Below are 13,690 nucleotides of genomic sequence, written 5' to 3'. Positions count from 1 at the left end.
CTTCGACCCGGGCCACATCGTCGGGATCGGAGACGCACCAGAACGAGTTCGGCTTGGCCGGCAGCGGCACGAAAGTGCCCTTGTCCACCAGAACGCCGGTGAGCCGGTCCCACTCGTCGCGGGACCCGTCGCAGTAGACGATGCGCTCGGGCGCGGTCAACTCGGCGATCTCCGCGACCCAGGCCAGGATGCCGGGATCGTCGGTCGGCGTGGCGACGACAGTGGTGAGGGGACGTTCGAGCACGGCGAGCCTCTCTGGAGGAAACAACTAGGTTTTTAGTTTAGAAAACACGCAATCAGTGGTCCGGGCGGGGCCGCCGGACGGGTGCCGGAGATGCTCGTTAGGCGGGCTGTCCGAGCGCCTCGGCCTGGCCGGAGACCACTCCGGTGAGAATCGCGCGGGCCACCGCGAGCAGTTCGGCGACCTGCGGCGAGGTCAGCGCGTAGGTGACCGAGAGCCCCTCACGGCGGGCGGTGACCAGACCGGCCCGTCGCAGAATGGACAGCTGCTGGGACAGATTCGCGGCCTCCACCCCGATTTCGGTGAGCATCTCCGAGACCGCGTGCTCCCGCTGACTGAGCAGTTCGAGCACCCGGATACGCACGGGGTGGCCCAGTGTTTTGAAGAAGTCCGCTTTCATCTGATAGAGCGGCCGTTGCATTCCTGGCATCTGCGAGCCACTCCTTCCACTGGCGGCGGATCATCCCTGCGCATGACCCACCCGGCAATTGCAGAGTTTAGCAACCAGGCCAATCAAGGCCCAAGTGCCCCGGCGTGGCACGGGCGCGCGGCGGCCGCGTATGTCAGCCAGGGATGAACTGTTCTGCGGAATAATGAGATCCCGCATGCATGGTACGTTCGGTCGTTCGCCGGACCGCTTACCAGGAAGACCAACCGTGCCCCTCGCCACCTTGAACGGCATCCGACTCAACTACGACGTCACCGGAAGCGGGCCACTGGTCGTGCTGGTCATGGGCACCGGCAGCCCGGGCCGGGTGTGGCGCACGTATCAGGTTCCGGCACTGGTGAAGTCGGGTTTCCGGGTCGTCACCTTCGATAATCGCGGCATCGCGCCCTCGGAGGAGAGCGCGTACGGCATGCGCATCGAGGACCTGGTCGCGGATACCGCGGCGCTCATCGAACATCTCGGCGGCCCAGCGCATGTGGTGGGCACATCCCTGGGTGCGCGCGTCACGCAGGAGCTCGCGCTGGCGCGGCCGGAGCTGGTGCGCAAGGCGGTCATGCTGGCCACCACCGGACGGCCGCATCCGCTGGCGAGCACGTTGAGCCGCGGCGAGCAGGCCTTGCACGAGCAGGGCGTGAAACTGCCGCCGGAGTACGCGGCGGCCGTCAAGGCGATGCTGAACCTCTCCCCGCACACCCTCGAGGCCGACGACCAGGCCCAGCAGTGGCTCGACATCTTCGAGTACTCGGCGAGCGCGACGGAGCCCGCGCCGGGGGTGCTGGCCCAGATGCGCATGGACCGCTCGGGCAATCGGCTCGCCGAGTACGCCCGGATCACCATCCCCAGCCTGGTCGTCGGATTCGCCGACGACCGTATGCTGCCACCGGTTTTCGGCCGTGAGGTGGCCGCGGCGATTCCGGGCGCGCGCTTCGTCGAGATCGAGAAGTGCGGCCACTACGGGTATCTGGAACGCCCCGAGGAGGTCAACCGCACCATCATCGACTTCCTCACCAACGGGAACGCCTGAGCCCCAGCGGATTCCCATCCCGCCCCGCGATAAGGAACCGGACAGCGCTAGGGCGCACCGAGTTCGGCGGCGATCGCGCCGGCGAGCAGGGTGCGGGCCCGGTCGAGGGTGAGCGAGCCGCTGTGCCAGCGCTCGCTCAGACCCTCGACCAGGGCGGTGAGGCGTTCCGCGACGGCCGCGGCGTCGAGATCCAGTGGGATGGAACCGGTTTCCTGACCGTGCAGGATGAGCGTCTCCACGTCGGAGTTCCAGGATTCGGTGGTGGCCCGGAGTGGTTCGCGCAGTGCGGGATCGAAGGCCGCGCTGGCGCGCAGTTCACCCCACGCGACGCTGTTCTCGCGGACCTCGTCGGTGTCCTGCAGTTCCAGCAGCAGCATCCGCTCGACCTGCGCGCGCGGGTCCTCGAGGCCGGCGAAGGCGGGGTCGGTGTAGGACTCCGCCCGGTGATTGATGTGCTCGAGGGCCGCGCGCAGGATGCCGGCGCGATCCTTGAAGTGGTAGTAGATCAGCGCGGTCGACACCCCCGCGGCGGCGGCCAGTTTCTCGACCCGCAGCCCGCGGACTCCGTCCTGCGCAATGACTCGAACGGCGGCTTCCAGGATCTGGGTCTGACGGTCCGACACGATTCCTCACTCTAGAACGATTGCGCGGCCGGTCCGGAACGGGCGGCGTCCCCGAACCGGCCGCGCCCCAGCGAATCACAGGCTCCGCCGGGAGCTCGGATACCTCAGTCGACGGGTTCCTGCTGCGTGGTGCAGTGGATGCCACCACCACCGGCCGCTATGGCGTCGATATTGATCTGCACCACGGTCCGATCCGGGAACAGGCGCTGCAGGGTGGACTGCGCCGCCGAATCGGTATCGGGGTCACCGAATTCGGGGGCGATGACGCCGCCGTTGCAGACGTAGAAGTTGATGTACCCGGCGGCGAAGTCGTCGCCCGCGCCCCGGTAGCGCAATTCCGAAGGCGCTTCGAGGGTTTCGATCTCGAGCGGGCGGCCCTGCGCGTCGGTCGCATTGTGCAGGATGTCGAGGTGACGGCGGGTCACGTCGTAGTCGAAGGACTCCTCGTTGTTGTCGAGTCCCGCGACCACGACACCGGGGCGGGCGAAGCGGGCATAGAAATCGGTGTGGCCGTCGGTGATGTCGTGCCCGGCGATGCCCGGCAGCCAGATCACCTTCTTGATGCCGAGCAGATGCTCCAGCTCAGCTTCGACGTCGGGCTTCTTCCAGCCCGGATTCCGATTGTTGTTCAGCACACAGGATTCGGTGATCAGCGCGGTGCCCTCGCCGTCCACCTCGAGACCGCCGCCCTCGAGTACCAGATCGGTATGCACGGTCTCCACCCCGGCGCGGCCGTCGACGACGGTGGCGACCTTGGCGTCGCGGCGATGCTGCTGTTTGCCGCCCCAGCCGTTGAAGTTGAAGTCGATGCCGGCCTTGGTGCCGTTGCCCTTCACGAACACCGGGCCCGTGTCGCGCATCCAGAGGTCGTCGAGGTCCGCGACGATGAGCTCGACATTCGCGCCGCCCAGCATGTTTCGCGCCATGTCGAGTTCGTCCTGGCGCACCAGCATGGACACCGGTTCGAAGCGGGAGATGGTGGCGGCGATGGTGGCCAGGTTCTGGCGGACCTGCGGCAGCAGCTGCCTGCCCCAGATGGCTTCGCTCGCGCCGAAGGCCATCCAGGTGCGCTTGTGGGGCGCGCCCTCGTCGGGCATCACCCAGGAGCGGCCGTCCTTGGGCGCGGAGGACGAGGTGTCGCCGCTGAACCACGAAGAGATCGGCCCGTCGCAGCCCGCGAGCAGCAGCCCGCCCATCGTCAAAATCCCGGATCGCATGAACCGGCGTCGTTGCATCTCGCAATCTCCTTGTATGAGGGGCACGGCGCGGCGTTTCCCTCTCCGGCGCGCTGAATCCGCTGAACCCGCTGGTAGAACGGCCGTCCGCACACGACGACCCCGAGCCGGGCACCAAGGACTGTATTCCTGACTGAATTTTCAGTCAAGGGACGCGACGCGGGTCACCCGGCACGGGCGGGCCCGGCGCGCGCACCCGGGATCGGCGGGGCCGTTTGACGAAAGCCGTATATCTTTGCGCGCCAGTGCCATTCGCCACCGAACAGGCCCTAGGGTGGCCCCGACGACCATCGACGACAGGAGGGAAGCAGGTAGTGGCAGGCAAGGGCGCGGGCTGGCTGGAACCGATCGAGGAGTCCACGCAGCGGTTCCTCGCGACGGTCGACACGCTCACCGACGACCGGATCGGCGGCGACTCGCTGATCCCGCCGTGGACCCGTGGCCATGTCATCGCGCACGTCTGCCGGGCCGGGGACAGCCTGGTGCGGCTGCTGACCTGGGCCCGCACCGGCGTGGAGACCCCGCAGTACGCGAGCATGGCGGCGCGGGCCGCCGAGATCGAGGCGGGCGCCGCGCGAACGGTGGCCGAACAACTGGCCGATGTGGCCGCCGGCGCGCAGCGTTTCGCCGACGCGGTGCGGCTGCTGCCACCCGAGGCGTGGGAGCGGACCGTCCGGCCGCGCACCGGGGAATTGCGGACGCCGGAGACGCTGGTGCCGATGCGGTTGCGGGAATTGGAGATTCACCACGCCGACCTGAATGCCGGATATTCGTTCTCCGACATTCCCGACTCCGCGGCGCGCTGGATTCTCGACGATATCGCCGACGCGCTCTCCGGCCGAACGCCCGACGGCCCGGCTCTGCGGCTGCGAGCCACCGACAGCGATTTCCGCCGGGAGCTGAAAGGCGCCGGGCACGCGGCGCCGATCGGCATCACGGGGACGCAGGCCGACCTGCTCGGCTGGCTCAGCGGCCGGATCCCCGCCGCCGCAACCGGCCTCACCGCCGCGGGCGCCGACACCGTGCCACCCGCCCCGGCCTGGATCTGACCACCCGAATTCGGTCATCTCGCTCCCGCCCGGCCCCGACGCCGGTCAGACTCGGAAGCTATGACCACCGCCCGCATCACCGCCACCATGGCCGCCATCCTCGTGATCACCGGCGCCGGGGCTGTCGCAACAGGTCCGGCCGCGGTGCCCGCGCGGGCATACGGACCGGCGTCGTGCGTTCCGGGGAATCCCACCCAGCCCACCTCCGAGCTGTTCGCCACCACCAATACCGCCACCATCACCGACCCGGCCGACCTTCGGCTGAGCGACCGGTTGTCGCAGTTCGAGGTGGAGGTGGACGCGACCGCGCTCACCGAACTCGCGCTGCCCGTCGGCTCGGAACTGCTCGATGGGGTGTTCTGGTCCTCGGACACGGGGGCGGCCACCTATGAGCGGTCCCGCCAATTTCAGCTGGCCTGTACCGATTTCAAGAATCTGTGCTGGGTCGCCGACGACCTGCGGGTGCGCTACAACCAGGAATCGGTGCTGACCTTCGAGTACCTGCCCGGCGACGACGTCCGCGCCAATGGCTTCACCGTCACCGTCCCGGGCATCGACCGCACCCGCTTCCACGATGCCCTGGTCGCGGATCCGCAGGTGCGTGACCGGCTCGGGGGCGGATCGGTCACCGAATCGGGCGATCTGGTGCTGGTGGCCGACCGCGCCGATCAGGATCTGGTGCGGAATTTCGTGACCGGACTCGGCGGTGACTGGAACGACGCCCAACTCCGTTACGGCGATCGCGAATTCGTTCACGGCACCGGCACGGCCGCTCTGGCGTGCCAGCTGTAATCGCCTGAGGGCATCGCTGTCATCTGCATGGTCCTATGGTGAGACCAGTATCCTCGAGGGATGAAGCGTACGTCGTTCGCGGGGTGGCCCTGCTCGGTCGCCCGGACCATGGATCTGCTCGGCGACTGGTGGACGCCGCTGGTGCTGCGTGAAGCCTTCTACGGGGTGCGGCGATTCGACGAGTTCCAGCAGGAATTGGGGATCGCCCGCAATACCCTCAGCGATCGACTCAAGCGGCTGGTCGAGGAGGGGCTGCTCGAAAAGCGGCCGTACCACACCGAACCCACCTGGTACGAGTACGTGCTGACCGAGAAGGGCCGCGACTTCTGGGATGTGCTGCTGGTGATGTCGCGGTGGGGCGACCGCTGGCTGGCCGACGCGGACGGGCCACCGGTGATCCTGAACCACGCCGCGTGCGGGCACGACACTCAGCTCAAGGTGGTGTGCGAGCACTGCGATCAACCGGTGCCGATCGAGGAGTCGCGGCTGCGCATGGGCCCCGGCTATCCCGAGCGGCTGCGCGAGCGGCCGGATATCCAGGCGCGGTTCGCGCGGCAGGAAACCAAGTAGTCGCTGTCCCAATTCCGGGTAGTGCCCGGAAATCATACGTTGACCTGCATCATCTATCTATGCAACCATCGAGCCAGTAGCAGTTTCACAGTGAGGTGACGCATGGAGTGGACCGGCGCGAAGTATGCCGATGGACCGACGGCGCAGGCCGAGATCTGGATCGACGCGACACCCGAGGCGGTGTGGGCGCTCGTATCGGATATCGAGCTGATGCCGGAGATGAGCGCGGAACTGCAATCGGCGCACTGGGTGCCGGACACCCCGCCCGGCGTGGGCAGCACCTTCGTGGGCACCAGCCGGCACGAGGCGCTGGGCGAATGGTCGACGACTTCCCATGTCGTGGAATGGGATCCGCCGCGGGTCTTCGCCTGGGCGGTGAGTGATCCCGAGAACCCCTCGGCCACGTGGCGTTTCACCGTCGAGTCCGCGGCCGGCGGCACGACGCTGCGGCAGTGGGTCCGCATGGGCCCCGGCCGGTCCGGGCTGAGCATCGCCATCGAGGCCATGCCCGAGAAAGAGGAGAAGATCGTGTTCGTCCGCATGCGGGAATTCGAGGCCGCCATGCAGGCCGTGGTCGCCGACATCAAGCGCCGCGCCGAGGAGGGGGCCCGCTGATGCGCACCGCCACCACCGTCGAACTCTCCCGCGACGCCCAGCAGGTCATCGACTTCGTCCGGGAGGCCGAGACCATGGGCCTGGATATCTGCTGGGTCGCCGAGGCCTGGGGCTCGGACGCGCCGTCGGTCCTGGGCTACCTGGCCGCCCGCACCGATCGAATCCTGCTGGGCTCCGGCATCATCCAGGTCGGCACCCGGTCACCGGTGGCCATCGCCCAGGCCGCCCTCACCCTGGCCGAACTCTCCCAGGGCCGCTTCCTGCTCGGCCTGGGTTCCTCCGGCCCGCAGGTCATGGAAGGGCTGCACGGCGTCCCGTTCGCCCGCGCCCTCACCCGCATGCGCGAGACCATCGACGTCATCAAGCAGGCCACGGCCGGCGAGAAGGTCTCCTACCAGGGCGACACGATCCGAATCCCCTTGGGCGGCAACAGCAAACCGATGCGGCTGTCGATCCGAGCCAACACCGGCATCCCGATCTACATCGCCAGCATGTCCCCCGGGATGCTCGAGCTCACCGGCCGGGTGGCCGACGGCTGGCTGGGCACCAGCTTCGTCCCCGAGGGCTCCCACGCCTACTTCGACCACCTCGACGCCGGCCTCGCTGCCGCGGGCCGCACCCGTGCCGACATCGATGTCTGCCAGGGCGCGGAGGTCGCATTCTTCGACGACGAGGAGGCCGTCACCCGCCACGTCGCCGGCCGAAAACTGGAGCTGGCCTTCAGCATCGGCGGTATGGGCAGCGAGAAGACCAACTTCTACAACGCCGCCTACGCCCGCCAGGGCTGGTCCGACGTCACCGGCGAGATCCGGCAGCGCTGGCAGGCCGGCGACCGCGCGGGAGCAACCGCGCTGGTCACCGACGACATGGTCCTCGCCACCACCTTGATCGGCACCCCGGACATGGTGCGACGTCGGCTCCGGACGTGGAGCGACGTCGGCGTCGACACCGTCCGCCTCTACCCCGCGGGCGACACCCTCGACACCAAGCTGTCCAACCTCGCCCAGGCCCTGGACCTCATCGCCGACCTCGACCACACTCCGATCAGCTCGCCCTCGGCCGCCGACTGAGCTCGGCCGCCCGTCGGCCGGATCGACAATGCGCTCAGCGCGACGGGCACGACCGCGGACAAGGTCTGCATGGTGCGCTGGGGCAGGCCGGGGTGGTCTACGACGGGCTGAAGACGCTCGGCGAGGGCGCGGTGCCGTCGGACTAGGTCTGGCGGACGGGGGCGTAGGTGTCGGCGTCGAGGGTGAAGGTCCAGGCGACGCCCTCTTTCGCGGTGCGGGTGGTGGGTGGGACGCGTAGCCAGTAGGTGCGGTGGGTGCCGTCGGGTTCGGGGGTGGAGTTGACGACCTCGACCATGACGACGTCCTCGTCGTCGGGGAGTTGGATGCGCCAGAGGATGCCGGTCTCGTCGCGGTGGACCGGCTGGGCGCCGGATTCGGCGAGATAACGGTCGTAGCCGAAGAATTCGAGCATGACGCGGCGGAGTTCGGCGTTCTCCTCGGTGCGGATGCGAGCGGCGGTGAGGGTGGCCAGATCGTCGAAAAGCGAAGCGGGGACCGGCATCCCGCGCCAGGCGTGCAGGGCGAAACCGTCGGGGTAGACCAGGGCGGGGCCGTCCTGGGCGTGCAGGCGGCCGGCCTCGTCGCGTTCCAGGCGGTCGGGGCGCTCGCAGAAGACGATGACGTGCTCGAAGGGCCACCACCAGCCCGCAGTGCGGGCGACCCCCGCCAGGCCGGCGAGGCGTTCGCTGTCGGGGAAGGCGGACAGCCAGGCGGCGTCGTGCTGGCCGAGGACGGCATCGAGGAAGACGGCCTGGATGTCGCGCTCGGCCTTGGCGCGTGCCTTCCGGTCGGCGGGATCGACCGCGACCGCGGCGTCCACGACGCCGAGGCGGATGCGGTCGGTGAGGGTGCGGGTGGCGTCCCACAGGCGAGCGCCGGTGGCATTCCACAGTTCCGACCAGCCTGCGGGGCCGAGCTGGTCGTGCACACGGCCGCGTTCAGCCGCCCAGGGCCGGGTACGCACCTCGTCGCGAACGCTGCGACCGGGGTCGTCCAGTGCGCGGACGGCGGCGACGGCCGCCAAAGGTGAAGCCACCCAAACATACCGGCTCGGAGCGGCCATACCGGCGCTGGTATAGGCACGCCGCGCCGCCTCCTCGGCGGCGGCGCGATCGGCGGGTCCGGTGGCGACCGCGACCGCGCGCCACTCGTCCAGAAGCTGCATATGAAATCCCTTGGTTATCAGGTGGATCGGCACCAGGCAGGCTCAGTCGGCGACGATGCGGACTGCGCCGGGGAAGTACTCCCGTTGGCGGATGACGCGAAACCAGCCCTTGGGCAGGGGAATCGGCGCGTGTTCCTCGTGCACCACGCGCCCGCCCTCGGGCAGGAACATCAGTAGCTGAGCACCGGAGCGCAGTAGCCGCCCGGGCGCGGCCACCGCGTGCGCATGCCCGGTCACCTCCCCCAGCGCGAGCACCATGCGCCCGCGCGTATCCCGCGGTTCTGCCGGCGCCTCGACCACGTGCGTCGGCAGCTCCGACTCGGCGATCGGCATGATCAGCACATCTCCCTGACGGAACATGACGTCCTCCCCGTGAGCACCGGCGCCCCGTGCGTCCGGTTCGCTCTCGAAACTAGCGATGGGGTACGACAATTCGCGATGGCCGCCGGACGCCCCGCACCATCGCTACACCGCTGTCGCCGAATGATCGGCGCGCCGAGGGCGCTCGGCCGCGCCCCGCGCTGGTGACCTGTCGGGCGGTCTTGGTAGAACTGGCGGGCAGCACGGACAGATCACAGCCCTGGCGTACGGAGCCCGTCATATGACCATTTCCACCCATCTGCAGGAATTCCACGGCCTTCCCATTGTCGAGTTCCCCGGGGACGCGGCGGAAGTCGCGCTGCCCGCGCCGGACGCGGCCGCATGGCGAATCGCCGTCGATCCGTATGGCGATTCCCCGGAGGAGTGGCCGGCGACCTTCGCGCGTTTCCTCGCGGCGGTGGACACCGCCCGGGTGCGGGCGCTGGTGATCGGGCAGTGGGGCGAGGTCTACGACCACAACTCCGATCTGGTGATCGACGAGCTCATCCGGGTGCGGGAGCGGTTCCCGGCGCTGCGCGCGGTCTTCATCGGCGAGATCACCTACGAGGAGGCGGAGATCTCCTGGATCCAGCAGTCGGATGTCACGCCGCTGCTGGCCAATTTCCCCGCGCTCGAGGAGCTTCGGATCCGCGGCGGCGAGCAACTGGCGTTCCCGCCGACCCAGCACGCGGCACTCCGCACGCTGGTCGTGGAGACCGGCGGCCTGGGCGGGGACGTGGTGCGCGGGATCGGCGCGAGCTCGCTGCCCGCGCTCGAGCACCTCGAATTGTGGCTGGGCGTATCCAGTTACGGCGGCGACGCCACCGTCGCCGATCTGGCCCCGCTGCTGTCCGGGGACCGGTTGCCGAACCTGACCTCACTGGGCCTGCGCAACAGCGAGATTCAGGACGAGGTCGCCGCCGCGGCGGCCGGCGCCCCCGTGGTGGCGCGCCTGCGGACCCTGGACCTGTCGCTGGGCACACTCGGCGACGAGGGCGCGACGGCACTGCTGCACGGACAGCCGCTCACCCATCTGCACACCCTCGATCTGCACCACCACTTCATCAGTGCCTCCCTGCGGGCACGGCTGATCGCGGCGCTGCCGGGTGTCACGGTGGATCTGTCGGAGGCGGAGGTCGAGAACGACGAAGAGAATCCGGCCGACCGCCGCTACACGGCCGTGGCGGAATGACCGGTGCGGGGGCGACGCGCCTTGCCGTGGTGGGCAATCCGGGCAACCGGCGCGTGACCATGTTCCAGGACGCGGTGCGGCGGGCCGGGATCGCCGAGGCGCGGGCGGTGCCGTGGCTGGATGTGCTGTGCGGGCGCGCCGAATTCGGTGCGGGCGAGCTGGTGCGGTTGGACTCGCCGGGTGAGGATCCCGAGGTCGAGCGGCGGCTGCGGGATGTCGAGGATGCGACGCGGGTCGAGGGCACGGCCGTCTGGTACGAACGATTCATCGCGGCCGCGCGGACGGCCGGTGCGCTGGCACACGCCAGCGGCGCACGGCTGCTCGACGACCCGGACGAGCTGGCGGTGCTGTTCGACAAGCGCCGCTGCCATGCCGTGCTGCGGGAAGCCGGTGTGCCCGTGCCGTTCTCACCGACCTCGGGGACCGTGACGCGAGTGCGCGGCTGGGACGATGTCCGGGAACTCATGACCGCGCACCGGCTGCCGCGGGTATTCGTCAAGCTCGCGCACGGCTCGTCGGCCTCGGGGGTGCTGGCCGTCGAGACCGCCGGTGGCGGCCGGCTCCAGGCGACCACCTCGGTGCTGCGCGATCCGGATGGGCGGCTGTTCAATTCGCTGCGGGTCCGCCGGTACACCACCGAATCCGAGATCGCGGCCATCGTCGATGCTCTGGCGCCGGACGGTCTGCACATCGAACGCTGGCTGCCCAAGGCCTCCCAGCACAGCCGGAGCGCAGACCTGCGCGTGGTGGTCGTGGGCGGGCGGGCCACCCACGCGGTGCTGCGCACCAGCGCCTCCCCCATGACCAATCTCCATTTGGGCGGCGCGCGAGGCGATCTGGCCGAGGCCCGTGCGGCCATCACCGCCGCGGGCGCCAGCTGGGACGACGCGCTGGCCATCTGTGAGCGCGCCGCCGCCTGCTTCCCAGGATTTTCCCGGGTGGGTGTGGATCTGCTGCCCGCCACCGGCTGGCGGCGCTTTGCGGTCGGCGAGGTCAATGCCTTCGGCGACCTGCTGCCCCGGCTGCGCGGCCTGGACGGGAGCGGTGCCGAGCACGCAGACACCTACGACACGCAGGTGGCCGCGATCCTGTGCCGGATCGGAAGCGAGCAGCATGTCATCGCCTGAGCCTCCGAGCGTGGAGACCTGTGCGCCGGACCCGGATATGAACGAGGTGATCGGCCGCGACGACCTGCTGCTGGTCACCCTCGACACGCTGCGGTTCGATGTGGCGGCCGAACTGGCCGCCGCCGGACGGCTGCCGAACCTGGCCCGGCATCTGCCGGGCGGCCGCTGGGAGAAACGGCATGCGCCGGGCAGTTTCACCTACGCCTCGCATCAGGCCATCTTCGCCGGATTCCTGCCCACGCCGGCGACGCCGGGCCCGCATCCGCGGCTGTTCGCCGCGCGATTCGAGGGCAGCGAGACCACGGCCGGACGCACCTTCGTCTATGACACACCGGATTTCGTGTCGGCGCTGGCCGGGCGCGGATATCACACAGTGTGCATCGGCGGTGTCGGGTTCTTCAACAAGCGTGGGCCGATGGGTTCGGTGCTGCCCGAGCTGTTCGCGGAGAGTCACTGGGACAGCGACTTCTCGGTGGCCTCGCCGACCTCATTCGAAGCGCAGATCGCCCGCGCCGAGGAGGTGATCGCGGCACTGCCCGCCGAGCGGCGGCTGTTCCTGTTCGTGAATGTGTCGGCGCTGCACCAGCCCAACTGGTTCCATCTCCCGGGCGCGACGCGGGAGGCGGGCGACTCGCGTGAGACCCACGCCGCCGCACTGGAATACGTGGACCGGCACATCGGCGGCCTGTTCGCCGCGGCCGCCGGCCGTCGCCGCTGTTTCGCCATCGTGTGCTCCGATCACGGAACCGCCTACGGGGACGGCGGTTTCACCGGGCATCGGCTCGGCCACGAGACGGTGTGGACGGTGCCCTACGCTCAGTTCTTCCTGGAGAGATCCGCATGACCACGATTGCCACCAGGCTGCGACCGTATCAGAGCTACGTCTACGGATATCCGCACAAGACGGCGTACCGGCCGCTCGGTGCGGATCGACCGCTACTGAGCGAGCTGTGGGCGGCGGAGCCGAAGGATGCGTTGTCGCTGTACGCGCACATTCCGTTCTGCGAATACCGGTGTGGCTTCTGCAATCTGTTCACGCGGGTGGGCGCGCCGGAGGATCTGACCACGCGGTATCTCGACGCGCTGGAGCGGCAGGCCGGGGCGGCGCGGGCCGCGCTGGGCGACGGACCCGTGCGATTCGCGGCCGCGGCCTTCGGCGGCGGGACACCGACGTTCCTGACCGCCGGTGAGCTGGAACGGCTGTGCGACATCATGGAATCGGTGATGGGCGCGGAGCTGCCGGCGATTCCGCTCTCGGTGGAGACCTCACCCGGAACCGCGACCCCGGACCGTCTGGCCGTGCTGGCGCAGCGCGGCGCGACCCGGGTGAGCATCGGCGTGCAGAGTTTCGTCGATGCCGAGGCGCGGGCCGCGGTGCGGCCGCAGCGGCGCGGTGAGGTCGAGGCGGCACTGGAAGCGATTCGGGCGGCGCGGATTCCGGTGCTGAACATCGATCTGATCTACGGCATCGAGGGGCAGACCGAGGCGACCTGGCGGACCTCGCTGAACGCGGCGCTGGCCTGGCGGCCCGAGGAGCTGTATCTGTACCCACTGTATGTCCGGCCGCTGACCGGGCTCGGGCGGCTCGGCGCGGACGCCGACGCGGACTGGGACGAGCAGCGCCTGCGGCTCTACGCGGCTGGCCGCGACCAGCTACTGGCAAACGGCTACGAGCAGCGGTCGATGCGCATGTTCCGGCGGATCGACGCACCGGCTGCCGCGCCGGACGATTACGCCTGCCAGACCGACGGAATGATCGGCCTGGGCTGCGGTGCCCGGTCCTACACGTCCGGGCTGCACTATTCGTTCGACTACGCGGTGGAGACCCGCGAGGTCCGCGGCATCATCGACGCCTATACGCGGACAACCGATTTCACGCGCGCCGAGGTCGGTCGCCGGATCGACGGCGACGAAGCCCGCCGCCGTCACCTGTTGCAATCGCTGTTGCGGGCCGAGGGGATGGCGGTGGCCGCCTACCGGACGCGATTCGGCGGCGAGCCCGCCGACCACTACCCGGCCGAGCTCGCCGAGTTCACCGAATCGGGTTGGCTGGACCCCGATTCCGGCCCGGAGCTACTACGCCTGACGCCCGCGGGCCTGGCCTACTCCGATGCCCTGGGCCCGCGACTGTTCTCGCCCGCGGTGCGCGCCGCCATGGCCGCCTACGAACCCCGGTGAG

At 69.5% G+C, this 13,690-nt stretch carries 15 protein-coding genes and 1 pseudogene; 10 read left to right on the top strand and 6 right to left on the bottom strand.

The window, feature by feature from the left end:
• A pseudogene (locus ABZ909_RS33780) lies at positions 1-244 on the bottom strand (phosphoenolpyruvate carboxykinase); the annotation flags it as partial.
• A 97-nt stretch (positions 245-341) separates the two neighbouring features.
• Positions 342-671: a metalloregulator ArsR/SmtB family transcription factor gene (locus ABZ909_RS33775; RefSeq protein ID WP_357007943.1), complete on the bottom strand. Its 330-nt coding sequence runs from the start codon at positions 669-671 to the stop codon at positions 342-344.
• Positions 672-897: 226 nt separating this feature from the next.
• Between ABZ909_RS33775 and ABZ909_RS33770 the strand changes: the two genes are divergently transcribed.
• A complete protein-coding gene (locus tag ABZ909_RS33770; RefSeq protein WP_357007940.1) occupies positions 898-1,713 on the top strand; it encodes an alpha/beta hydrolase in 816 nt (271 codons plus the stop codon).
• 47 nt (positions 1,714-1,760) lie between these two features.
• Here ABZ909_RS33770 and ABZ909_RS33765 read toward each other — a convergent pair whose 3' ends face one another.
• Together ABZ909_RS33765 and ABZ909_RS33760 are read right to left on the bottom strand one after the other, a co-directional pair.
• Entirely contained in the window at positions 1,761-2,336 is a 576-nt protein-coding gene (locus ABZ909_RS33765; RefSeq protein WP_357007938.1) for a TetR/AcrR family transcriptional regulator, read from the bottom strand.
• Positions 2,337-2,440: 104 nt separating this feature from the next.
• Positions 2,441-3,571: an agmatine deiminase family protein gene (locus tag ABZ909_RS33760; protein ID WP_357007935.1), complete on the bottom strand. Its 1,131-nt coding sequence runs from the start codon at positions 3,569-3,571 to the stop codon at positions 2,441-2,443.
• A gap of 314 nt (positions 3,572-3,885) precedes the next feature.
• Between ABZ909_RS33760 and ABZ909_RS33755 the strand changes: the two genes are divergently transcribed.
• The 5 genes from ABZ909_RS33755 (at position 3,886) to ABZ909_RS33735 (ending at position 7,667) form a co-directional block, all read left to right on the top strand.
• Positions 3,886-4,620: a maleylpyruvate isomerase family mycothiol-dependent enzyme gene (locus ABZ909_RS33755; RefSeq protein WP_357007933.1), complete on the top strand. Its 735-nt coding sequence runs from the start codon at positions 3,886-3,888 to the stop codon at positions 4,618-4,620.
• A gap of 60 nt (positions 4,621-4,680) precedes the next feature.
• On the top strand, positions 4,681-5,412 hold the full coding sequence (locus tag ABZ909_RS33750; protein ID WP_357007931.1) for a hypothetical protein: 732 nt from the start codon (positions 4,681-4,683) through the stop codon (positions 5,410-5,412).
• 60 nt (positions 5,413-5,472) lie between these two features.
• Positions 5,473-5,982, top strand: coding sequence for a helix-turn-helix domain-containing protein (locus ABZ909_RS33745; RefSeq protein ID WP_357007929.1), 510 nt, complete (start codon positions 5,473-5,475; stop codon positions 5,980-5,982).
• 102 nt (positions 5,983-6,084) lie between these two features.
• A complete protein-coding gene (locus ABZ909_RS33740; RefSeq protein WP_357007927.1) occupies positions 6,085-6,597 on the top strand; it encodes an SRPBCC family protein in 513 nt (170 codons plus the stop codon).
• Positions 6,597-7,667 (top strand): LLM class flavin-dependent oxidoreductase, encoded by a 1,071-nt coding sequence (locus ABZ909_RS33735; protein WP_357007924.1) that lies wholly within the window; start codon positions 6,597-6,599, stop codon positions 7,665-7,667. The genes ABZ909_RS33740 and ABZ909_RS33735 overlap by 1 nt, the downstream gene beginning before the upstream one ends.
• A 142-nt stretch (positions 7,668-7,809) precedes the next feature.
• On the opposite strand, the gene ABZ909_RS33730 is transcribed toward ABZ909_RS33735, so the two are convergent.
• Both ABZ909_RS33730 and ABZ909_RS33725 read right to left on the bottom strand, forming a co-directional pair.
• The gene (locus ABZ909_RS33730; protein WP_357007921.1) at positions 7,810-8,832 is read right to left on the bottom strand and encodes a DUF6745 domain-containing protein; all 1,023 of its coding nucleotides are present in this window, start codon (positions 8,830-8,832) and stop codon (positions 7,810-7,812) included.
• Positions 8,833-8,874: 42 nt separating this feature from the next.
• A complete protein-coding gene (locus ABZ909_RS33725; RefSeq protein WP_357007919.1) occupies positions 8,875-9,192 on the bottom strand; it encodes a hypothetical protein in 318 nt (105 codons plus the stop codon).
• Positions 9,193-9,433: 241 nt separating this feature from the next.
• Here ABZ909_RS33725 and ABZ909_RS33720 point away from each other — a divergent pair, with 241 nt between their 5' ends.
• From ABZ909_RS33720 to ABZ909_RS33705, 4 genes are read left to right on the top strand one after another with little or no spacing between them, the layout of a single operon-like run.
• A complete protein-coding gene (locus ABZ909_RS33720; RefSeq protein ID WP_357007916.1) occupies positions 9,434-10,384 on the top strand; it encodes an STM4015 family protein in 951 nt (316 codons plus the stop codon).
• On the top strand, positions 10,381-11,511 hold the full coding sequence (locus tag ABZ909_RS33715; RefSeq protein ID WP_357007913.1) for an STM4014 family protein: 1,131 nt from the start codon (positions 10,381-10,383) through the stop codon (positions 11,509-11,511). Before ABZ909_RS33720 ends, ABZ909_RS33715 begins: the two co-directional genes overlap by 4 nt.
• Before the next feature lie 10 nt (positions 11,512-11,521).
• Entirely contained in the window at positions 11,522-12,355 is an 834-nt protein-coding gene (locus ABZ909_RS33710; protein ID WP_357007910.1) for an STM4013/SEN3800 family hydrolase, read from the top strand.
• Complete coding sequence (locus ABZ909_RS33705) at positions 12,352-13,689, top strand: STM4012 family radical SAM protein (RefSeq protein WP_357007907.1); 1,338 nt, start codon at positions 12,352-12,354, stop codon at positions 13,687-13,689. The genes ABZ909_RS33710 and ABZ909_RS33705 overlap by 4 nt, the downstream gene beginning before the upstream one ends.
• Position 13,690: the final 1 nt, after the last annotated feature.

It is taken from the genome of Nocardia sp. NPDC046763, assembly GCF_040645495.1.
GTDB lineage: Bacteria > Actinomycetota > Actinomycetes > Mycobacteriales > Mycobacteriaceae > Nocardia.
Note: the sequence above shows the minus strand (reverse complement) of the source record. Positions and strands in the feature narration are given on the sequence as shown.